This window comes from Pseudomonas sp. R1-15, assembly GCF_051132085.1.
In the GTDB taxonomy this organism is placed as follows: Bacteria; Pseudomonadota; Gammaproteobacteria; order Pseudomonadales; family Pseudomonadaceae; genus Aquipseudomonas.
The window spans coordinates 4,969,738-4,988,930 of sequence record NZ_CP071660.1; the positions used below are offsets into that span (position 1 = coordinate 4,969,738).

Genomic DNA, 19,193 nt, shown 5'->3' on the forward strand with positions numbered 1-19,193 from the left:
CCTCGCCACAAAAGCAGTGATCAGAACTGCGTGCTGATCCACGACATCAGCAGCGCCAACCCCAGGCAAGCGAAGCCGAAACGGTAGAAAAACCGGTTCATGCGTTGCGTCGCCAAGTCCAGCAGCGCTTCGAATCGTTCATTGCCTTCGCTGCTGCGCTCCGCAAGACAGGCCCGCGCCCGCAGTTCGCGGCGACGCGTCGCGTGCAGCACCCAGCCCCCCGGACAGGCAAACAGCAGCGCGAGCAGGTTGATCAGTTTGGCGGGGTGGGCAGCGAACAGCGAGAACAGTTGCAACGACATCACAAACCTCAAGCGAAAACGGACGCGCTGCGCCCGGAGCCTACGAACAGGGCGCGGATTCTACCGAAAGCCAGTCGCCTTGCGCGGCTTTTTCCGACCGGTAACGATCCCAATGCCCGCAATGCGGTTCACTTAAGAAAAATGATGGACCCGTGGCGAGGGAGCTTGCTCCCGCTCGGCTGCGAAGCAGTCGTAAGCCGGCGGGTGCGGTGTGTCTGATGCTCCGCATTTGGCAGGTTTTGGGGCCACTTCGCGGCCCAGCGGGAGCAAGTTCCCTCGCCACAAGACCAAGTGCAAACCTTCTAATTCTTCACGTCACGGTTTCGTCATATGGATAGGCCACCCTGTCGCCCTCCAAAACTGTACGGAGTCTGTCATGCTGCACGCCGAAAACCAGGATCGTCTCTACCTGATCAGCCCGAGCGATGAACAACAGAACCTTGTCGGCAGTCTGTCCTTCAATGTCCAGGATCGTCATTGGCTGGTGTACTGCGCCCTCGGCGGCCATCAACATGCGGACCTCCCGGAGACAGACCTGCTGACCGGGATCAGCGTGCTGGAACTCTATTACCAGGCTGCGTGAATCACGCCCATAAAAAAACCTGTGGGAGCGAGCTTGCTCGCGATGACGGTGGATCAGTCAACATTGAGTTGGCTGAAATGCCGCTATCGCGAGCAAGCTCGCTCCCACAGGGATATCAGACTTGCTGCTTACTCCGCCAACACCTGACCAATGGTCGGGTCCTTGAACAGACGGGTCAGGGCATCGCTCAACACGTCGCTGACCAGCTTGGTGTTGGTGTCCTGGTTCGGCGCCATGCCGAAGCGCTGGTCCAGTGAAGCGCCATAACGACCGCTGTAGCGGCGGTTGGCGTTCTGCACGTCGGAACGGAACGTCGCGCCGATGGTGGCTTCGGTCACGTACATGCCTTCCTTGGGCGACTGGTATTTCAGTTCGGCCAGGGTCACGGTCAGTTGCGGGGCGTTCATTGCGTTCTGCGTCGGGGTGAAGCCCAGCAGACGCACGGCCGCTTCAGCCTGGGCCTGCAATTTTGGCAGGACCTGCGCGCCCTGCACCGTGATCACGCTGGTTTCAGGGTACAGGCCGCCGCGCGTGCCGAGGGTTGGCGACGGGCGACCGTCGACGACCCGTACCACCACCGGCTGGCCGCGACCCACTGGCGCCAGCTGGGCGTTGAGCTTGGGTTCCGGGTTAAGTTGTTGCGGGCTGTGGGCACAGCCGACAAGGGTCAGACTGGTCACGGCGATCAAACCGAACAACAGGCGTTGCAACATGCTCTTCTCTCCAGAATCGGGCACAAACAGGCCGGCAGTATAGCGGTGCGCCATCGCGGCGAACTAGCGTCGCCGCATGAATACTGAAATGTCTGACAGGGGCCGCGGTGGCCGGTTCCTGTCACCGTGTTGTCATTGTCCTTACACCGGGGTGTCATGCCGGGCTGTCAGGCTGGTCTCAAGTTCCCCGGACACGGTATCCGACCATGCGTTTTCTTATCTCCCTGTTTACCCCGCGCCCGCATCACCGCTGCTTCGCCCTGCTCGACCGCAGCGGTCGTTGCCAGGCATTCAAGCAATGCAGCCTGCAGCCCATGGGCGATGGCTGGGTCGAAATCGAAGAGATCCGTCTCAATTGGCTGCATCAGCCGTTGCCCGCCAGCGCCCTGGTACAAGCGCCCCGCGCTCGTGCACGCAGCCGCCAGTTGTTGGCCGTCTGACCGCAAGGCTAATAAAAGTCATAAAACACGACCATTTCCGCGCGTTTCTTCGTTACAATCTCCCCCCGATTATAAGGACGTCTCCTGATCGGGCCCCGCAACGCCGCTGATGCGCTTGTATTGGCACCCCGCACCGCCCACAGAGAGCCGCCCACACAGATCGAGTGAAGCTGGCGCGCTTGCTGTTTCCCTGGCAAATCACTGCTTTTCGCGAATCTGCAGAGCTGTCATTACGCTCGGTCACTGAGCTGTCTGCCCGTTTTGCCTGTCATGTATTACATGAGGGGCATCCAGATCGGGCGCGGTGCCAGGCTGGGACAGCCCTTTTTGAGGTTCACGTCTTCAAAAGAGCGTGAAAAAACGGGTTTTCACAACTTCACAAGAGTGTGGCGAGCAAATGAAGAGTTTTGCGTCTGAACAAGCACCATTGGCGTCTGGAACAGCCCAACGAGACAGGACCGGATATCGCTCAAGAACCGGCGCCTGAAGCCTGTCCGCTACGGATTTGGTTGCACGAACGGATGTCTCGGCCATAAGTCGAATTGCCCGCCCGGCGCTTAAATGAGTTCATGGGACTCTTGAGGCCAGGCTGCATGCATCCGCAGTGTTGCGAAAAATTGCGAAGATTCGGACATGGCGATCCTGGCCATGGATACCTGGGGCGTAACTGACCTGCCCCGCTTCCTGGCCGCTATGCCGACAATTTGGTGCTGCAGATTTTGGAGACGCGTTAAATGGCGCATAACGAAGCAGTCGACGTAGTTCTGGTAGGGGCCGGCATCATGAGTGCCACCCTGGCCGTGCTGCTCAAGGAGCTCGACCCGGCGATTTCGCTGGAAGTCGTCGAACTGATGGATTCGGGTGCCGCGGAGAGTTCCAATCCCTGGAACAACGCCGGTACCGGCCACGCCGGGCTGTGTGAGCTGAACTACACACCCCAGGCCGCCGATGGCAGTGTCGACATCAAGAAAGCCGTGCACATCAACACCCAGTTCGAGGTGTCGAAGCAGTTCTGGACGTACCTGACCAAAAAAGGCACGTTCGGCTCGTCGAAATCCTTCATCGCCCCGGTGCCGCACCTGAGCTTCGTGCAAGGCGAGAAAGGCGTTGAATTCCTCAGGAAGCGCTTCGAACTGATGCGCCAGCACCATGCGTTCGCCGACATGGAATACACCGAAGACCGCGACCAGATGGCCGAGTGGATGCCGCTGATGATGCCAGGCCGCCCGGCTGACGAAGTCATCGCCGCGACCCGCGTCATGAACGGTACCGACGTCAACTTCGGCGCCCTGACCAACCAGTTGCTCAAGCATCTGGGCAGCGCGCCGGACACCCAGATCAAGTATTGCAAGCGCGTCACCGGCCTCAAGCGCAAGGGCGATGGCTGGACCGTGAGCATCAAGGACGTCAATTCCGGCAGCACCCGTGAAGTCGACGCCAAATTCGTTTTCCTCGGTGCCGGCGGCGCCGCGTTGCCGCTGCTGCAAGCTTCGGGCATTGAAGAGAGCAAGGGCTTCGGCGGTTTCCCGGTCAGCGGCCAGTGGCTGCGTTGCGACAACCCGGAAGTGGTCAAGCATCACCAGGCCAAGGTCTACAGCCAGGCCGCGGTGGGCTCGCCGCCGATGTCGGTGCCGCACCTCGATACCCGCGTGGTCGATGGCAAGAAATCCCTGCTGTTCGGGCCATACGCTGGCTTCACCACCAAGTTCCTCAAGCACGGCTCGCTGATGGACCTGCCGCTGTCGGTACGCGCCGGCAACATCGGCCCGATGCTGGCCGTGGCCCGGGACAACATGGACCTGACCAGATACCTGATCAGCGAAGTGATGCAGTCCATGGAGCAGCGCCTGGAATCCCTGCGGCGCTTCTACCCCGAGGCGAAAGCCGAGGACTGGCGCCTGGAAGTGGCTGGCCAGCGCGTGCAGATCATCAAGAAAGACCCGAAGAAAGGAGGCATCCTGCAATTCGGTACCGAATTGGTGGCGGCCAAGGACGGCACTCTCGCCGCCTTGCTCGGCGCTTCACCAGGCGCTTCGGTCACCGTGTCGATCATGCTCGAACTGATCGAGCGCTGCTTCCCGGAAAAAGCCAAGGGAGAGTGGGCCGCCAAGCTCGCGGAAATCTTCCCGGCCCGGGAAAAAGTGCTGGAAACCGATGCGGCGCTGTATCGCAAGGTTAACGCGCAGAACAACATCGCGCTGGAACTGGTTGAAGCAAGCAGCGAAACCCAAAGCTACGCTTGATCTCCCGGATGAAAAAAACGCCCCGTCCTCCATGAGAGCGGGGCGTTTTTTTGCAGCTTTTCGTGGCGAGGGAGCTTGCTCCCGCTGGCCTGCAAAGCAGGCCCTGAATCAATCAGCCACGCGCCTTGTTGATCAACTCGATGTATTCCTCGGCATTACGCTGGTCCTGGATCAACGCAACGAAATCATTACCGTGCTCGTCCTTGCCGTTGAGGTCATGGCCGGCCTCGACAAAGAACGTCAGGAAACGCTCGAAATCGTCGACACGCAGCCCACGGTAGGCCTTGATCAGTTTGTGCAGCGACGGCGAAGTGGCATCGACGGGCTCGAAATTGAGGAACAGCTTGATCTGTTCGTCGCCAATCTCGTCACCAATCACTTGTTTCTTGTCTTTACGCATTGCCGGCTCCAGCTCGCACAGTTCACGGGGCGGGCAGTTTACCCCCGGCGGGCCTCGGGGCTCAACGCGGGCGTGCGGCGCCAGTGTGCAGGTCGGCCCAGATATGGCCGTTGGCGTAGCTGAGGAACTGCACGTAGACCGTGTCGTTGCGCAACAGATCGATCACCACCCGGTACTGGGCCTGTGGATAAGACAGCGTCAGGGTCTTGCTCGCCTCATCGAATACCGGTTTCTTCAGGCTTTTGCTTTCGCCATCAAAATTGAGGATCACCTGGCTGATGGTGGCGCCCTTGTTCAGGGGCTTGCCCTTGAGCCGCACCATCAGCGGCGAAGTGACCGGGATCGGCTGCTGGTTGGATGGGCGCTGGTTGCCCAGCACCACCGAATACTCGGTGACTTGCAGCAGCTGCTGCTGTTCGGGCTGTTCCTGACGCGCCACCAGGTCATCGGGGGGCAGGAACTGGCTGTGCATCGGCGCGGCCACTGCCAGCAATGGCAGGCCGCAGATCAGCAGCAGAGCGGCACAGCGACGGATCGATACACTCATGACAGGCTCCGGAAGGCATGGCCGGGCACGCTAGCACTCCTTGAAAAAATATGCGACCGGGTCAATACAGCAGGGCTTGCGGCGCGGCATACTCCGTGAGGCCATCGGTGTCGGCCCGCTGGCATATGCCGTTGTGGCGAGGGAGCTTGCTCCCGCTCGGCGGCGCAGCCGTCGTAAATCGGCTAGCGCACTCCGTCTGAAAGATTTCAATGGCCCATTTTGGGTCTGCTGCGCAGCCCAGCGGGAGCAAGCTCCCTCGCCACGGGTTTATTGTCCAGTCTATGCGAGGAGCATCATGGCCTTCTCCGCCCCACCGCTGTTCGCCGCCTGGCGCCAAGCCTGGCGTGCCGGTTACACCCTTGAGCGCCTGCGCGGCGACCTGGTAGCCGGGCTTACGGTCGGCATCATCGCTATCCCCCTGGCCATGGCCCTGGCAATCGCCGTTGGGGTGCCACCACAACACGGTCTTTACACCGTGCTGGTGGCCGCCCCCTTGATTGCCCTGACCGGCGGCTCGCGATTCAACGTGAGCGGGCCGACGGCCGCATTCGTTGTCATCCTGCTGCCCATCACCCAGCAATACGGTCTGGGCGGCCTGCTGCTGTGCACAATGCTTGCCGGCCTGATCCTGATTGCGCTGGGGCTGATGCGCGCCGGGCGCTTGATCCAGTTCATCCCGTATCCGGTGATCCTCGGTTTCACCGCCGGGATCGGCGTAGTGATTGCGACGCTGCAATTGAAGGACCTGTTGGGCCTGAGCACTGCGGGCCAGGCCACGCATTACATCGAACAGCTCGGCGAATTGATCGTGGCGCTGCCCGGCGCACGGCTTGGCGACGCCATTATCGGCGCGGCGTGTCTGGCCGTATTGATAATCTGGCCGCGCTGGGTGCCACGCGTCCCGGGCCATCTGGTCGCGCTGCTGATCGGCGCGTTGCTGGGGCTGGCCATCGAGCGCGCCGGGCTGCCGGTCGCAACGCTGGGCGAACGCTTCAGCTACGTCGTCGACGGCATCGTCTACCCCGGCATCCCGCCTTTGCTGCCGCGCTTCGACTGGCCCTGGAACCTGCCGAATGGCCAGGGCGGTGCGTTGATACTTTCCTATGACCTGTTCCGCCAATTACTGGGCCCGGCCTTCGCCATCGCCATGCTCGGCGCCATCGAGTCATTGCTCTGCGCCGTGGTGGCGGATGGCATGACCGGGAGCAGGCACGACCCCAACGCCGAATTGATCGGCCAAGGCCTGGGCAACCTCGTGGCGCCGTTGTTCGGCGGCATCACCGCCACCGCCGCAATTGCCCGCAGCGCAACCAACGTGCGCAGCGGCGCGTCATCGCCCCTGGCGGCAATCATTCACAGCCTGGTGGTGCTGGTGGCGATTGTGTTGCTCGCGCCGCTGTTCAGTTATTTGCCGATGGCGGCACTGGCGGCGTTGCTGGTGATGGTCGCCTGGAACATGAGCGAGGCCGGGCATGTGCTGCATACCCTGCGCATCGCCCCGCGCAGCGACGTGCTGGTGCTGCTGACCTGCCTGGGCCTGACGGTGCTGTTCGACATGGTCCTGGCCGTCGCCGTCGGCCTGTTGTTGGCCGCCGGGCTGTTCATCAAGCGCATGAGCGAACTGACCGACAGCGCTGAACTGCCACGCCATGCCCACCTGGCCTTGCTGGACATGCCCGAGCATGTTCGCTGCTACGCCATTCGCGGGCCGCTGTTCTTCGGTGCGGCGGAGAAGGCCCTGGATGTATTACGCCGGTTCGACCCGGGTGTCCGGGTGGTGGTCGTGGACATGAGCGCCGTGCCGATGCTGGACATGACGGCCCTGGCCGCGCTGGAAAATATCCTCAGGGACTATCGAAAGCAGGGCATCGGCCTGATCCTGGTCGCGACCGCACCGAGGGTACGCCTGAAACTGCGCCGCGCCGGGGTCCATCGCGAGCAGCGGCAGTTGGCGTATGTGCAGACGCTGGAACAGGCGCGGAGCAAAAGTGAGCGCTGGCTGGCCGCGAGCGAAGCGCATTCAAGACTGGTTTGATTGTGTGGCGAGGGAGCTTGCTCCCGCTGGGCCGGCTGGCGCTCCAGTGCGCAGCAGGCCATCTTGCGGTTGCTGCGCAACCGAGCGGGAGCAAGCTCCCTCGCCACAAAAGCGTCCTTGCCACAGGGGATACCGATCAATCGAACTGAGCGCGCATCCAGGCCTGGTATTGCGCCACGCCGGGTTCACCTTCGCGGGGGGCCCAATGAGCCAGCTCGCCGTCGCCCACCGGCCGGTACGGGCCGGCCTTGCATTCGAACATCAGGCTGTCGGCTTCAAGCACGACCAGGCCGTGATATACCCCGGCCGGCAGGTCGATACCGAGGCAATCAGCGCCGGCCTGGAGGATTCGCTTGTCGATCACCGTCCCGGTTTCATCGAAGATCAACACACCGAGCCGGCCCCTGAGCACCAGCAGGGTTTCCGCCTTGTCGGCGCTCAAATGGCGATGCGGCGGGATGTAGGTAGACGGCTGCAAGCCCACCGCCATGCGATGGCACGGTTCGTCCATCTGGTGAAGGTTGTGGTGTTGCCGTCCACGGGGATTGGCCGCGGCTTTCTCGGCCAGTTCATCGAACAGGGCTTGGTCCAGGAACGTTGGCCGATCCATACGGTTACATCCCCTTGACGGCAAAAATACCATTGGCGTTACGCCAGTAGCCTTTGTAGTCCATGCCGTAGCCAAAGATGTAGCGATCGATGCACGGCAAACCGACGAAGTCGGCCTTCAGGTCGGGACGGGCCTTGCGGTCGTGGTCCTTGTCGATCAGCACGGCGGTATGTACGGCACGGGCGCCAGCGTGTTTGCAGAAGTCGATGATCGCGCCCAGGGTGTGACCTTCATCGAGGATATCGTCGATGATCAGCACGTCGCGGTCGATGAACGAGACTTCCGGCTTGGCTTTCCAGAACAGGTCGCCGCCGCTGGTTTCGTTGCGATAGCGGGTGGCGTGCAGGTAGGAAGCTTCCAACGGGAAGTTCAGGCAGGTCAGCAGCTTGCCGGAGAAAATCAGCCCGCCATTCATCACGCAGAACACCACCGGGTTGCGGTCAGCCAACTGATCGTTGATTTGCGCACCGACACGGGCAATGGCCGCTTCGACTTCAGCTTCGGTGTACAGGCAGTCAGCCTCTCGCATGACTTGACGGATATGCTCGAGATCAGCGGACATGGCGCTCTCCAAGGGTGGCGTTTGCGGAAAAGCGGGCAAAGGTACGCATCCCGCCCGGCCAGATCAAGCGTTTGTGGACTAACGTTCTGTATTGTCTATAGGACAACACCCTCGGATAGATTAATCTAGGCCGGTTTTTTTGCCCGCCGCCGGAGCCTTCCCCATGCCCATCCTCGAGATCCGCCACCCGCTGATCAGACATAAACTCGGCCTGATGCGCCGCGCCGACATCAGCACGAAGAACTTCCGCGAGCTCGCCCAGGAAGTCGGTGCCCTGCTCACCTACGAAGCCACCAAGGACCTGCCGCTGGAATCCTACGAGATCGCCGGTTGGGCGGGCACGGTGCAGGTGGAAAAAATCGCCGGCAAGAAGATTACCGTGGTGCCGATCCTGCGTGCCGGTATCGGCATGCTCGAAGGCGTCCTGAGCCTGATTCCGGGTGCCAAGGTCAGCGCCGTCGGCGTGGCCCGCAACGAGGAAACCCTGCAGGCCCATACCTACCTGGAAAAACTGGTGCCGGAGATCGACGAGCGCCTGGCGATGATCATCGACCCGATGCTCGCCACCGGCAGCTCCATGGTTGCAACCATCGACCTGCTGAAAAAAGCCGGTTGCCGGGACATCCGCGCCATGGTCCTGGTCGCCGCGCCCGAAGGCATCCAGGCCGTGGAAGATGCCCACCCCGACGTGACCATCTACACCGCCTCCATTGACCAGAAACTCAACGAACACGGCTACATCATCCCGGGCCTGGGCGATGCCGGCGACAAGATCTTCGGCACCAAGCAGAAGGACGCCTGAGCATGCAGGACGAATTCAACGATCCGCTCTGGCGTCAGGTGCTGTCCGGCGCACAGATGCTGTTCGTCGCCTTCGGCGCGCTGGTGCTGATGCCGCTGATCACTGGCCTGGACCCGAACGTGGCGCTGTTCACGGCGGGCCTGGGGACGATCCTGTTCCAGATCGTTACCGGGCGTCAGGTGCCGGTATTCCTGGCGTCGAGTTTTGCTTTCATCACGCCGATCATTCTCGCCAAGGGCCAGTTCGGCCTGGCCGCGACCATGGGCGGCGTGATGGCGGCCGGTTTTGTCTATACGTTCCTGGGCCTGGCGGTGAAGATCAAGGGCACCGGCTTCATTGACCGGCTGTTGCCGCCAGTAGTAATCGGCCCGGTGATTATTTCCATCGGCCTGGCGATGGCGCCGATCGCTGCAAATATGGCGATGGGCAAGGCCGGCGACGGCACCGAGCTGATTCCTTATCAGACCGCGATGCTGATCTCGATGCCGGCGTTGCTCACTACCCTGATCGTCGCCGTGTTCGGCAAAGGCATCTTCCGCCTGGTGCCGATCATCTCCGGCGTATTGGTGGGTTTTGCCATGGCGTTTTTCTTCGGCGTCGTCGACACCGCGAAAATCGCCGCCGCCCCCTGGTTCGCCCTGCCGGCCTTCACCGCGCCGGAATTCAACTGGCAAGCGATCCTGTTCATCGTGCCGGTAGCCCTGGCGCCAGCGATCGAACACATCGGCGGGGTGATCGCCGTGGGTAGCGTGACCGGTCGCGACTACCTGAAAAAACCCGGCCTGCACCGCACGCTGTTCGGTGACGGTATCGCCACCACCGCAGCCGGCCTGTTCGGCGGCCCGCCCAACACCACCTATGCCGAAGTGACTGGCGCGGTGATGCTGACCAAGAACTACAACCCGAAGATCATGACCTGGGCCTCGATCTTCGCGATCAGCCTGGCGTTCATCGGCAAGTTCGGCGCACTGCTGCAAAGCATCCCGGTGCCGGTGATGGGCGGGATCCTGTGCCTGTTGTTCGGTTCGATCGCGGCGGTGGGCATGAATACGCTGATCCGCCACAAGATCGACCTGGGCGAAGCACGCAACCTGGTGATCGTTTCGGTGACGCTGGTGTTCGGCATCGGCGGCGTACTGGTCGGCACCGGTACCGGCCCGGACGACTTCGGCCTCAAGGGCATCGCGCTGTGCGCCGTGGTGGCGATCGCGTTGAACCTGATCTTGCCGGGCAACGATGGCTGGAAGCAGAAGAAGGCGGATGAGCCGCTGATCTGAGTTTTCGTCGTCAGTCAGAAGCTTCGCGAGCAGGCTCGCTCCCACAGGGGATGTTGTGAACACAAACTTTGTGACCACACGCTTTCCTTGTGGGAGCGAGCCTGCTCGCGAAGGGGCCGATGAGATCTACAACGCCAGCGGCGCCCGCTCGCAAAGGGTGCTCAACACCTTCGCCCACTGCGGATCGTCATTGAGACACGGCACCAGTACCAACTCCTCCCCTCCCGCTTCGCGAAACTGCTCGCGCCCGCGGTCGCCGATTTCTTCCAGCGTCTCGATGCAATCGGCAACGAATGCCGGGCACATCACCAGTACTTTCTTCACGCCGCTTTTGGCCAGTTCGTCCAGGCGCGCCTCGGTATAAGGTTCGATCCACTTGGCCCGTCCCAGTCGCGACTGAAACGACACCGACCATTTGCCATCCGCTAGCCCCATCTGCCGGGCGAACAGCTCGGCGGTACGAATACACTGGGCGCGGTAACACGTGGCCATGACTTCCGGCGGCGCGTTCCGGCAGCAATCGGCGTCCTTGAAGCAGTGATAGCCCGTAGGGTCGAGCTTGGTCAGGTGCCGTTCCGGCAGGCCATGGAAACTCAGCAACAGATGATCGTAATCCTGCATCAGGTACGGCTTGGCGCTGGCAACCAGGGCATCGATATATTCCGGCTGGTCATAGAAGGGCTGGAGAATCGAGAACTGCACCTTGAGCTTTTTCTCGCGCACTACCCGCTTGGCTTCTTCGATGACCGTGGTCACGGTGCTGTCGGCGAACTGCGGATACAGCGGCGCCAGGGTGATTTTGGTGTGTCCCTGGCTTGCCAGGCGCACCAGGGTCGATTCGATCGATGGCTCGCCATAACGCATTGCCAGCTCCACCGGGCCCTGGGTCCATTGCGCTTTCATGGCCTGTTGCAGGCGGCGACTGAGGACCACCAGCGGCGAGCCCTCTTCCCACCAGATCGAGGCATAGGCGTGGGCCGATTGCTCGGGGCGCTTGACCAGGATCAGCGACACCAGTAGCCGCCGCACCGGCCATGGCAGGTCGATGACGTAGGGGTCCATCAGAAATTGGTTGAGGTAGCGGCGTACATCGGCCACCGAGGTGGAGGCAGGCGAACCCAGATTCACCAGAAGCAACGCGTGATCGGTCATGCAACGTCCTATTTCAAAGGCGACCCGACAAATCTTCCAGGGCCGCAGACAACTCAGTGAACCGGAATGAAAACCCCGCCGCCTGCAATCGGGCGGGCGTGGCGCGCTGGCCTCCCAGCAACAGCAATGACAACTCCCCCAAAGCGATTTTCAACGCAAGCTCCGGCATCGGCACCACGGCCGGGCGATGCAGTACGTGCCCCAGGGCCTTGGCGAAATCGCGGTTGCGCACCGGGTTCGGTGCGCAGGCATTATAAGGACCGCTGGCATCGCTGCGGTGCAGAAGAAAATCAATCAGGGCGATTTGATCGTCGATATGAATCCAGGGCATCCACTGCCGCCCGCTGCCGATACGCCCGCCCATTGCCAGTTTGAACGGCAGCAACAGCCGCGACAAAAAGCCGCCCTCTGCAGACAGGACCAGGCCGGTGCGAACCAGCACCACACGTATGCCCAAGGCTTCTGCACGTTGCGCGGTTTCTTCCCAGGCGATGCACAACTGGCTGGCGAAGTCTTCGCTGACCGGCCCGGATTCTTCGGTCAACTCCCGCTCGCCGCCGTCGCCATACCAGCCCACCGCAGAGCCGGAAATCAGCACCCGCGGTTTCTGTTCGCAACGCTCCAGCCAGGCCAGCAGAACCTCGGTCAGCGTGACGCGGCTGCTCCACAGCAGCATCTTGCGTTTATGGCTCCAGGGCCTGTCGCCGATAGGCGCGCCGGCAAGGTTGACGACCGCGTCCACCGGCTCGCCAAGCTCATCGAGGCTGGCGATACCGCGCACCTGCGCGCCACAGATTTTCGCCACCTGTTCGGGCCGACGACTCCAGACCGTCAGGCGATGTCCCTGCTCCAGCCAGTGCCGGCAGAGTTGACGTCCGATCAAACCAGTACCGCCGGTCAGCAATATGTGCATGAGATGTCCCTCGGCTCGCGTTTTACCTGGCCCATTAGTCTATTTTTATAAGTAGGCATTTTTCATATCGGACAGGGTCTGTACCTAACAATAGGACAACCCGCCAAAACGCGAACGGTAAAACTTATACCAAAAACCAGAATTGTACAGGATTAAACGACGGCGTAGTCTGTACAGAAAGGTAAACGAGGCCCTCATGACTGTACCCATCGCAATCATCGGCACCGGCATCGCCGGACTTTCAGCCGCCCAGGCCCTGACGGAGGCCGGGCATGTCGTTCAACTCTTCGATAAAAGCCATGGCAGCGGCGGCCGCATGTCCAGCAAGCGCAGCGACGCCGGCGCGCTGGACATGGGCGCACAATATTTCACCGCCCGGGATCGGCGCTTCGTCACGGAAGTCCAGCGCTGGCAAGCCAACGGCTGGGCGGCGGAATGGAACCCGCAGCTCTATCACTTCCAGGACGGGCAGATGAGCCCCTCGCCGGACGAGCAGACCCGCTGGGTCGGTACCCCGCGCATGAGCGCGATTACCCGCGCCCTGCTCGGCGAGCTACAGGTGCAGTTTTCCTGCCGCATCACCGAGGTCTTTCGTGGCCAGGAACACTGGCACCTGCAGGACGCCGAAGGGTTTACCCACGGCCCGTTCGGCCAGGTCGTGATTGCCACGCCCGCGCCCCAGGCCACGGCGTTGCTCGCCGCCGTGCCGAAACTGGCCGGCGTCGCCGCCGGGGTGAAAATGGACCCCACCTGGGCAGTGGCGCTGGCCTTTGAACAACCCCTGGATACGCCCATGGAGGGCTGCTTCGTCCAGGACAGCCCCCTCGACTGGCTGGCCCGCAACCGCAGTAAACCAGGGCGCGATGCCAAGCTCGACACCTGGGTGCTGCATGCAAGCAGCGACTGGAGCCGCCAGCACATCGACATGCCCAAGGAAGCGGTGATCGAGCATTTGCACGGCGCCTTCGCAGAACTGCTGCACAGCGCGATGCCCGCGCCGAGCTTCAGCGTGGCCCATCGCTGGCTGTATGCCCGTCCCGCCGGCAGCCACGAATGGGGCGCCCTGGCCGATGCCGACCTGGGCTTGTATGTGTGCGGAGACTGGTGCCTGTCCGGCCGGGTCGAAGGAGCATGGCTCAGTGGCCAGGATGCCGCCCGTCGCTTGCACGCCAGCCTTCAGTGAGCGCATTCCCCAGGCCATCCGCTGCTGTCGCGAGAGGCAGCAGCCGGCGGCAAGGTCACAACGCCACCCTTCGGCCTGGAACAATCGGTTGACTTGTTCGCATACCGACCTATGATGAAAATATTGTACAAACAATAGTACATGTACAAGATTTACCCAGCAGAGGTCGCCCATGCCCAACGAAGCTATCGCCAAACCGAAAATTGCCATCAGCGCCTGCCTGATGGGCGCTGAAGTGCGCTTCAATGGTGGTCACAAGCAATCGCCGTTGTGCAGCCGCACGCTGGTCGAATACTTCGATTTCGTGCCGGTGTGTCCGGAAGTCGCCATTGGCCTGGGCGTCCCGCGCGAGCCGATCCGGCTGGTTGGCAACCCCGCGCGCCCCGACGCGGTCGGCACGGTGAAGCGAGACCTCGACGTGACCCAGCCATTGGCCGATTACGGTCAACAAATGGCCGCTGAGCTGGATGACATCTGCGGCTATATCTTCATGCAGAAGTCGCCGTCCTGCGGGCTGGAGCGGGTCAAGGTCTACGACCACAACGGCGTCCCGCAGGACGGCGGTGGACGTGGTGTCTACGCCCAGGCCTTTTGCGAGCGCCACCCCGACTTGCCGGTGGAAGAAGACGGCCGCCTCAACGATCCGGTACTGCGCGAGAACTTTCTGACCCGTGTATTCGCCTATGCCGCCTGGCAACCGCTGCGCCGCCGCGGGCTGACCCGACGCGACCTGATTGAATTTCACTCACGCTACAAGTACCTGTTGATGGCCCACAACCCTGAGCAATACAAGGCGTTGGGCAACATGTTAGGCAACATGGGCAAGGCCGATCCGGACGAACTGGGCCAGCGTTATTTCAGCGCGCTGATGGCGGCCTTGAAGAAATGCGCCACCCGACGCACGCACACCAACGTCCTGCAGCACCTGAGCGGTTACCTCAAGCGTGCCATTGATGCCGATGACAAGCAGGAGGTGCAGCACCTGATCGGGCAATACCGTCTTGGTATCGTGCCACTGGTGGTGCCGCTCACATTGCTCAAGCATCATCTGCGTCAGCACCCCGACCCCTATCTCGCCCAACAGGTGTACCTGCAACCGCACCCAGAGAACCTCAGCTTGCGAAACGCCATTTGATGAAGAACGAACTCGACTCCAGCGCCAGCGAAGACCTGGGCGCCGATTTCGCCAAGGCCCTCGCGCAGGGCTGGCTGCCGATCCGCGAAGTCGCCCGGCAAACCGGCGTAAATGCCGTCACGCTGCGAGCCTGGGAGCGGCGCTACGGGTTGATCGTGCCGCACCGTACGCCCAAGGGCCATCGCTTGTTCAACCGCGAACATGTGCAGCGGATCCTGAGCATCCTCACCTGGATCGATCGTGGCGTGGCAGTGAGCAAGATAAAACCGTTGCTCGACACACCGCAGCCGTCAGGCGAACCGTTGGAAGACGACTGGCAACGTCAGCGCCATGCCCTGATGCTGGCGGTGACGCAACTGGCCGAGCGTCAGGTCGATGATTCGGTGAACCAGGCCATGGCGCTGTATCCGCCTTGGACTGTTTGTGAACAGTTGCTCCTGCCCTTGCTGGGCGAGTTGCAATTGCGCTGGCAGAGCCAGTTCGGCGCGCAGCTGGAAAAGGTCTTCCTGTACTCCTGGCTGCGCAGCAAATTCGGCAGCCGGATCTACCACAACAACCGCCAGTTGCGCGGCGCACCGCTGTTGATGATCAACCAGTCCGAGGTGCCGCAGGAGCCCCAGTTGTGGCTCACCGCCTGGCTGGCAAGCAGCGCCGACTGTCCCGTGGAGGTGTTCGACGGGCCGCTCCCGGCCGGTGAGCTGGCGTTGGCGGTCGAACGGCTCAAGGCCCGCGGCGTGCTGCTGTATTCGAGCCAGGCACTGAACCTGTCGCAATTGCCCAGGCTGCTGAGCGGGCTCGACTGCCCGATCATCATCGCCGGCCCCGCCGCCTCGATTCACCAGGCCAAGCTGTCTGCAAGCGCGGCAATGAGCAACGTCAGCTGGGCCGAAGACCCGCTATCGGCTCATCGCGAACTGAGCCGCAGAGAACTCCTCTAGTTGGAAAAAACCATGCAATTGATCTGGCTGCGCAGCGACTTGCGCCTGCACGACAACACCGCCCTGGCGGCCGCCGCTGCCCGGGGGCCCTGCGTAGCGGTCTACCTGCCGAGCCCGAAGCAATGGGCGGCCCATGACGACGCACCCTGCAAGATCGATTTCTGGTTGCGCAACCTCGCGACATTGAGCACGGCCCTGGCGGAACTGAACATCCCATTGCTGATCCGCAACACGGAGTATTGGAATCAGGCCCCGCAAGTGCTGGTCACTTTATGTCGCGAGCTGGGCATCGGTGCCGTACACGTCAACGAGGAATACGGCCTGAATGAAACCCGGCGCGACGCCGACGTCGCCCGGGCGCTAAAGGATGAGGGCGTGGAATTTCGCAGCCATCTCGACCAGCTCCTGTTCAAGCCCGGCAGCGTCCTGACCAAGACCGGCAGTTATTTCAAGGTGTTCAGCCAATTTCGCAAGGTCTGCTATAGCCGTCTGCATTTTTCGTTACCGAGCCTGGTGCCCGCGCCTGTTCGGCAGGCACCTACGGCCATCGCCAGCGATCCGCTGCCGACGCAGGTTGAAGGATTCAACCCGCCGAATGCGGACCTGCGCGATCTCTGGCCCGCCGGCGAAAGCGAAGCCCGGCGCCGGCTCGAGTCGTTCGTCGAGCAACACATCGATTACTACCAGAGCGAACGGGATTTTCCGGCCAGACCCGGGACCAGCCAGCTGTCGGCCTATCTGGTGGCCGGCGTGGTTTCACCGCGCCAGTGCCTGCACGCCGCGCTGCAGGCCAATCAGGGCGAGTTCGAAAGCGGAAACGTCGGAGCCGTGACCTGGATCAATGAACTGCTCTGGCGCGAGTTTTATAAACACGTTCTGGTGGGATTCCCCCGCGTATCGCGCCACTGCGCGTTCCGCCCGGAAACCGAGGCCCTGGCCTGGCGCAACGACCCCCAGGCACTGGCGGCGTGGAAAGAAGCCCGTACAGGCTTGCCGATCATTGACGCTGCCATGCGCCAATTGCTGGAGACCGGCTGGATGCATAACCGCCTACGGATGGTGGTGGCGATGTTCCTGACCAAGAACCTGTTGATCGATTGGCGTGAGGGCGAACGCTTTTTCATGCAGCACCTGATCGATGGTGACCTGGCGGCAAACAATGGCGGCTGGCAGTGGAGCGCCTCGACCGGCACCGACTCGGCGCCCTGGTTCCGGATTTTCAATCCGTTGAGCCAATCGGAAAAATTCGACCGCGAGGGGTTGTTCATCAAACGCTGGTTACCCGAACTGAACGATCTCGATAAGCCGGATGTCCATAGCCCGAATACCCGTGGCGATTTGTTTGGTGCGGTGGACTACCCCGCTCCGATCGTCGACCTCAGCCAGTCCAGGGCCCGCGCCCTGGCAGCGTTCAGAAACCTGCCGTCACGGCAGGACGCCGGTTGAGGATTTGTGCGGTGAACGAATAGGGGTCGGCCGATGCGGGCTGCCATTCTCAATAGTATGACGATATAGTCGTTAAAAAATGCGCATCGTCCGGTAAACAAGGAGTGAGTAATGGGTTTGACACCGCCACGGCGATACTGGCTGACCGGCGCCGGTAACGGAATTGGCGCCTCTTTGGCCGAATCGATACTGCGTACCGGCGCCCATCTGGCTGTCAGCTCACGCTTGCCGTGCGATGCGCTTTCGGCAAGATATCCAGGACAGGTCCTGATCGTGGCCGGCAATTTGACCGACAGTCAGGCCGTACGCGAGGCGGGCGAGCGAATCGCCCAGGAATGGGGCTCCCTGGATACCGTGATCATCAACGCCGGAACCGCCGAATACATCAGCGGACAACCCGTCACCCCATCGATCATCGAGCACATCGTGCGCAGCAACCTGCTGGCCGCCAGCCTGTGTATCGAGGCGGCCGCGCCATTGCTGCGCGCCGGCAACGGGACCCATCTGGTGGGCATCGCCAGTCCGCTGACCTATCTGCCGCCCTCGCAATTCGAGGCCGGCGACTGCGGAATGCGTTTTCTATTCGAATCGGCTCGCGGCAAACTGGCCCGCGATGGCATTGACGTGACCATCGTGCACCCAGGGTTCGACAACTCATCGCCGGCCGTCGAAGATGGCTTGCCGCCGTCGATTCGCTGGTCTGCTGAAACGGCGGCCCATCACATCCTGACCCAACTGACCGAACGTCCCCTTGAAGTGATCCTGCCCGCCATGACCATGGACCTGCTTTGGCCATTGCCATCGAACGACACGGTGCTGGCGGGCGCGCATTCACGTTCGGACAGTTACCAGTGCCCGATCAAGGGACGCCCCTGAATAGCGCGCTTGCCTTACACTGCGCGCCATGAAGACCATCCCGCTGCACGAAATCCCCGCCCCGGCCGTCACGTGTTCAACGTGTGCGGCGTGCTGCTGCCAACTGGAAGTCATGTTGATCACCGACACCGGCGTGCCCGAGCGCTTCATCGACACGGATGACTGGGGTGGAGAAGTGATGCTGCGTCTTGACGACGGCTGGTGCGCGGCGCTGGATCGCGACACCATGAGATGCACAATCTACGAAAAGCGCCCACTGATCTGCCGGGAGTTCGAGATGGGTGCGCCAGAATGCCTGGAAGAGCGCCAGGGCATTGCAACGGCGTACAGATAAAAGAAGCTTTTATGTGGGAGCGAGCCTGCTCGCGAATGCGCTGGGCCAGCCAATATCAACCCGACTGACCCAACGCTTCGCGAGCAGGCTCGCTCCCACTGTGCCCAAGCGTTTTGTTACAGCGGCATTGTGTAATGCAATGCGTAGCTTTCCACACCGTCGTTGGTCGACTTGATGCCGGCGTTGGAATAGTGAGTGGCACGGATGCCGACTTCATGCCCGCCATTGAAGCGCAGGCCAAAGCCGATGCGGTCTTCGAACTGGAACGCTGTGCCGAGCTTGTTGCTTTCGATTTCAGTGTTTTCAAACAGCGCAACACCGACGCCTGCCTCGATGTAAGGCTTCACGTTCTGACCAGCAAACTCATACACCAGGACTGGCGAGAACGACAGGCTGTGGTTGCTCGAAGTTTCGTCCCCCTCCCAGTACGTATAGGCACCGCTCCAGTAACCGGTCAGGCGACCCACGTCGCTCTGCAGCCAGCTCTTGTCCCAATCGAATTGCATGCCCAGGCGATAAGTCATGGTCGAGTCGCCGGTCTGGCCAACCCCGAATTCCACGCCCGCCGCCTGTGCGGTGTAAGTGTGCCCCAGCAACGCAGCCGCAAATGCGGCAAAGCAGAATAAACGCTTCATTAGAAACATCCTTTTCCGACAGCCTTAGTTAGTTTTTCTTACAGAAGACACAGCTATAGAAATCCAC

Annotated in this window: 21 protein-coding genes; 12 read left to right on the forward strand and 9 right to left on the reverse strand. The window is 61.7% G+C overall.

Features of this window, described 5'->3' with window-relative positions; translation table 11 throughout:
- Positions 1-20: 20 nt before the first annotated feature.
- Entirely contained in the window at positions 21-302 is a 282-nt protein-coding gene (locus J3P97_RS22400; protein ID WP_434571881.1) for a hypothetical protein, read from the reverse strand.
- 376 nt (positions 303-678) lie between these two features.
- Between J3P97_RS22400 and J3P97_RS22405 the strand changes: the two genes are divergently transcribed.
- Positions 679-885: a hypothetical protein gene (locus tag J3P97_RS22405; RefSeq protein WP_434672793.1), complete on the forward strand. Its 207-nt coding sequence runs from the start codon at positions 679-681 to the stop codon at positions 883-885.
- A gap of 128 nt (positions 886-1,013) precedes the next feature.
- Here J3P97_RS22405 and J3P97_RS22410 read toward each other — a convergent pair whose 3' ends face one another.
- Entirely contained in the window at positions 1,014-1,598 is a 585-nt protein-coding gene (locus J3P97_RS22410) for a YajG family lipoprotein (RefSeq protein ID WP_305498883.1), read from the reverse strand.
- Between the two features lie 206 nt (positions 1,599-1,804).
- Between J3P97_RS22410 and J3P97_RS22415 the strand changes: the two genes are divergently transcribed.
- Together J3P97_RS22415 and mqo are read left to right on the forward strand one after the other, a co-directional pair.
- Complete coding sequence (locus tag J3P97_RS22415; protein ID WP_305498881.1) at positions 1,805-2,038, forward strand: hypothetical protein; 234 nt, start codon at positions 1,805-1,807, stop codon at positions 2,036-2,038.
- A 734-nt stretch (positions 2,039-2,772) separates the two neighbouring features.
- On the forward strand, positions 2,773-4,281 hold the full coding sequence (mqo, locus tag J3P97_RS22420) for a malate dehydrogenase (quinone) (protein ID WP_434628379.1): 1,509 nt from the start codon (positions 2,773-2,775) through the stop codon (positions 4,279-4,281).
- Between the two features lie 112 nt (positions 4,282-4,393).
- Here mqo and J3P97_RS22425 read toward each other — a convergent pair whose 3' ends face one another.
- Positions 4,394-4,681 carry a PA4642 family protein gene (locus J3P97_RS22425; protein WP_434571877.1) on the reverse strand — a complete coding sequence of 96 codons (288 nt, stop codon included), beginning with the start codon at positions 4,679-4,681 and terminating at the stop codon, positions 4,394-4,396.
- Positions 4,682-4,742: 61 nt separating this feature from the next.
- On the reverse strand, positions 4,743-5,228 hold the full coding sequence (locus J3P97_RS22430) for a hypothetical protein (RefSeq protein WP_434601821.1): 486 nt from the start codon (positions 5,226-5,228) through the stop codon (positions 4,743-4,745).
- Positions 5,229-5,523: 295 nt separating this feature from the next.
- Here J3P97_RS22430 and dauA point away from each other — a divergent pair, with 295 nt between their 5' ends.
- On the forward strand, positions 5,524-7,263 hold the full coding sequence (gene dauA, locus J3P97_RS22435; protein WP_434672794.1) for a C4-dicarboxylic acid transporter DauA: 1,740 nt from the start codon (positions 5,524-5,526) through the stop codon (positions 7,261-7,263).
- A 136-nt stretch (positions 7,264-7,399) separates the two neighbouring features.
- On the opposite strand, the gene J3P97_RS22440 is transcribed toward dauA, so the two are convergent.
- Together J3P97_RS22440 and J3P97_RS22445 are read right to left on the reverse strand one after the other, a co-directional pair.
- Positions 7,400-7,873 carry a WbuC family cupin fold metalloprotein gene (locus tag J3P97_RS22440; protein ID WP_434571872.1) on the reverse strand — a complete coding sequence of 158 codons (474 nt, stop codon included), beginning with the start codon at positions 7,871-7,873 and terminating at the stop codon, positions 7,400-7,402.
- Between the two features lie 4 nt (positions 7,874-7,877).
- Positions 7,878-8,435, reverse strand: coding sequence for a hypoxanthine-guanine phosphoribosyltransferase (locus J3P97_RS22445; RefSeq protein ID WP_434571871.1), 558 nt, complete (start codon positions 8,433-8,435; stop codon positions 7,878-7,880).
- Positions 8,436-8,598: 163 nt separating this feature from the next.
- On the opposite strand from J3P97_RS22445, the gene upp reads away from it, so the two are divergent.
- Positions 8,599-9,237 carry a uracil phosphoribosyltransferase gene (upp, locus tag J3P97_RS22450; protein ID WP_434571869.1) on the forward strand — a complete coding sequence of 213 codons (639 nt, stop codon included), beginning with the start codon at positions 8,599-8,601 and terminating at the stop codon, positions 9,235-9,237.
- A 2-nt stretch (positions 9,238-9,239) separates the two neighbouring features.
- Positions 9,240-10,514, forward strand: a complete 1,275-nt coding sequence (locus tag J3P97_RS22455) for a uracil-xanthine permease family protein (RefSeq protein WP_434571867.1) — start codon at positions 9,240-9,242, stop codon at positions 10,512-10,514.
- A 126-nt stretch (positions 10,515-10,640) separates the two neighbouring features.
- Here the strand turns inward: J3P97_RS22455 and hemH are convergent, their stop codons facing one another.
- The gene (gene hemH / locus J3P97_RS22460; protein WP_434672795.1) at positions 10,641-11,666 is read right to left on the reverse strand and encodes a ferrochelatase; all 1,026 of its coding nucleotides are present in this window, start codon (positions 11,664-11,666) and stop codon (positions 10,641-10,643) included.
- 13 nt (positions 11,667-11,679) lie between these two features.
- A complete protein-coding gene (locus tag J3P97_RS22465) occupies positions 11,680-12,579 on the reverse strand; it encodes a TIGR01777 family oxidoreductase (protein WP_434571863.1) in 900 nt (299 codons plus the stop codon).
- A 196-nt stretch (positions 12,580-12,775) separates the two neighbouring features.
- On the opposite strand from J3P97_RS22465, the gene J3P97_RS22470 reads away from it, so the two are divergent.
- From J3P97_RS22470 to J3P97_RS22495, 6 genes are all read left to right on the forward strand, one after another.
- A complete protein-coding gene (locus J3P97_RS22470) occupies positions 12,776-13,762 on the forward strand; it encodes an NAD(P)/FAD-dependent oxidoreductase (protein WP_434672796.1) in 987 nt (328 codons plus the stop codon).
- Between the two features lie 172 nt (positions 13,763-13,934).
- A complete protein-coding gene (locus tag J3P97_RS22475; protein WP_434571859.1) occupies positions 13,935-14,897 on the forward strand; it encodes a YbgA family protein in 963 nt (320 codons plus the stop codon).
- Complete coding sequence (locus J3P97_RS22480) at positions 14,897-15,835, forward strand: MerR family transcriptional regulator (RefSeq protein ID WP_434672797.1); 939 nt, start codon at positions 14,897-14,899, stop codon at positions 15,833-15,835. The genes J3P97_RS22475 and J3P97_RS22480 overlap by 1 nt, the downstream gene beginning before the upstream one ends.
- 12 nt (positions 15,836-15,847) lie before the next feature.
- Positions 15,848-17,281 carry a deoxyribodipyrimidine photo-lyase gene (gene phrB / locus J3P97_RS22485; protein WP_434601827.1) on the forward strand — a complete coding sequence of 478 codons (1,434 nt, stop codon included), beginning with the start codon at positions 15,848-15,850 and terminating at the stop codon, positions 17,279-17,281.
- A gap of 111 nt (positions 17,282-17,392) precedes the next feature.
- A complete protein-coding gene (locus J3P97_RS22490) occupies positions 17,393-18,157 on the forward strand; it encodes an SDR family NAD(P)-dependent oxidoreductase (RefSeq protein WP_434672798.1) in 765 nt (254 codons plus the stop codon).
- Positions 18,158-18,185: 28 nt separating this feature from the next.
- Positions 18,186-18,491 carry a YkgJ family cysteine cluster protein gene (locus J3P97_RS22495; RefSeq protein WP_434571853.1) on the forward strand — a complete coding sequence of 102 codons (306 nt, stop codon included), beginning with the start codon at positions 18,186-18,188 and terminating at the stop codon, positions 18,489-18,491.
- A gap of 116 nt (positions 18,492-18,607) precedes the next feature.
- On the opposite strand, the gene J3P97_RS22500 is transcribed toward J3P97_RS22495, so the two are convergent.
- Positions 18,608-19,126 carry an acyloxyacyl hydrolase gene (locus tag J3P97_RS22500; RefSeq protein ID WP_434571851.1) on the reverse strand — a complete coding sequence of 173 codons (519 nt, stop codon included), beginning with the start codon at positions 19,124-19,126 and terminating at the stop codon, positions 18,608-18,610.
- Positions 19,127-19,193: the final 67 nt, after the last annotated feature.

What these genes read in the sequence shown, in the direction of transcription:
- J3P97_RS22400 (WP_434571881.1), bottom strand. Translation starts at nt 302, where the DNA reads ATGTCGTTGCAACTGTTCTCGCTGTTCGCTGCCCACCCCGCCAAACTG.
- J3P97_RS22405 (WP_434672793.1), top strand. Translation starts at nt 679, where the DNA reads ATGCTGCACGCCGAAAACCAGGATCGTCTCTACCTGATCAGCCCGAGC.
- J3P97_RS22410 (WP_305498883.1), bottom strand. Translation starts at nt 1,598, where the DNA reads ATGTTGCAACGCCTGTTGTTCGGTTTGATCGCCGTGACCAGTCTGACC.
- J3P97_RS22415 (WP_305498881.1), top strand. Translation starts at nt 1,805, where the DNA reads ATGCGTTTTCTTATCTCCCTGTTTACCCCGCGCCCGCATCACCGCTGC.
- mqo (WP_434628379.1), top strand. Translation starts at nt 2,773, where the DNA reads ATGGCGCATAACGAAGCAGTCGACGTAGTTCTGGTAGGGGCCGGCATC.
- J3P97_RS22425 (WP_434571877.1), bottom strand. Translation starts at nt 4,681, where the DNA reads ATGCGTAAAGACAAGAAACAAGTGATTGGTGACGAGATTGGCGACGAA.
- J3P97_RS22430 (WP_434601821.1), bottom strand. Translation starts at nt 5,228, where the DNA reads ATGAGTGTATCGATCCGTCGCTGTGCCGCTCTGCTGCTGATCTGCGGC.
- dauA (WP_434672794.1), top strand. Translation starts at nt 5,524, where the DNA reads ATGGCCTTCTCCGCCCCACCGCTGTTCGCCGCCTGGCGCCAAGCCTGG.
- J3P97_RS22440 (WP_434571872.1), bottom strand. Translation starts at nt 7,873, where the DNA reads ATGGATCGGCCAACGTTCCTGGACCAAGCCCTGTTCGATGAACTGGCC.
- J3P97_RS22445 (WP_434571871.1), bottom strand. Translation starts at nt 8,435, where the DNA reads ATGTCCGCTGATCTCGAGCATATCCGTCAAGTCATGCGAGAGGCTGAC.
- upp (WP_434571869.1), top strand. Translation starts at nt 8,599, where the DNA reads ATGCCCATCCTCGAGATCCGCCACCCGCTGATCAGACATAAACTCGGC.
- J3P97_RS22455 (WP_434571867.1), top strand. Translation starts at nt 9,240, where the DNA reads ATGCAGGACGAATTCAACGATCCGCTCTGGCGTCAGGTGCTGTCCGGC.
- hemH (WP_434672795.1), bottom strand. Translation starts at nt 11,666, where the DNA reads ATGACCGATCACGCGTTGCTTCTGGTGAATCTGGGTTCGCCTGCCTCC.
- J3P97_RS22465 (WP_434571863.1), bottom strand. Translation starts at nt 12,579, where the DNA reads ATGCACATATTGCTGACCGGCGGTACTGGTTTGATCGGACGTCAACTC.
- J3P97_RS22470 (WP_434672796.1), top strand. Translation starts at nt 12,776, where the DNA reads ATGACTGTACCCATCGCAATCATCGGCACCGGCATCGCCGGACTTTCA.
- J3P97_RS22475 (WP_434571859.1), top strand. Translation starts at nt 13,935, where the DNA reads ATGCCCAACGAAGCTATCGCCAAACCGAAAATTGCCATCAGCGCCTGC.
- J3P97_RS22480 (WP_434672797.1), top strand. Translation starts at nt 14,897, where the DNA reads ATGAAGAACGAACTCGACTCCAGCGCCAGCGAAGACCTGGGCGCCGAT.
- phrB (WP_434601827.1), top strand. Translation starts at nt 15,848, where the DNA reads ATGCAATTGATCTGGCTGCGCAGCGACTTGCGCCTGCACGACAACACC.
- J3P97_RS22490 (WP_434672798.1), top strand. Translation starts at nt 17,393, where the DNA reads ATGGGTTTGACACCGCCACGGCGATACTGGCTGACCGGCGCCGGTAAC.
- J3P97_RS22495 (WP_434571853.1), top strand. Translation starts at nt 18,186, where the DNA reads ATGAAGACCATCCCGCTGCACGAAATCCCCGCCCCGGCCGTCACGTGT.
- J3P97_RS22500 (WP_434571851.1), bottom strand. Translation starts at nt 19,126, where the DNA reads ATGAAGCGTTTATTCTGCTTTGCCGCATTTGCGGCTGCGTTGCTGGGG.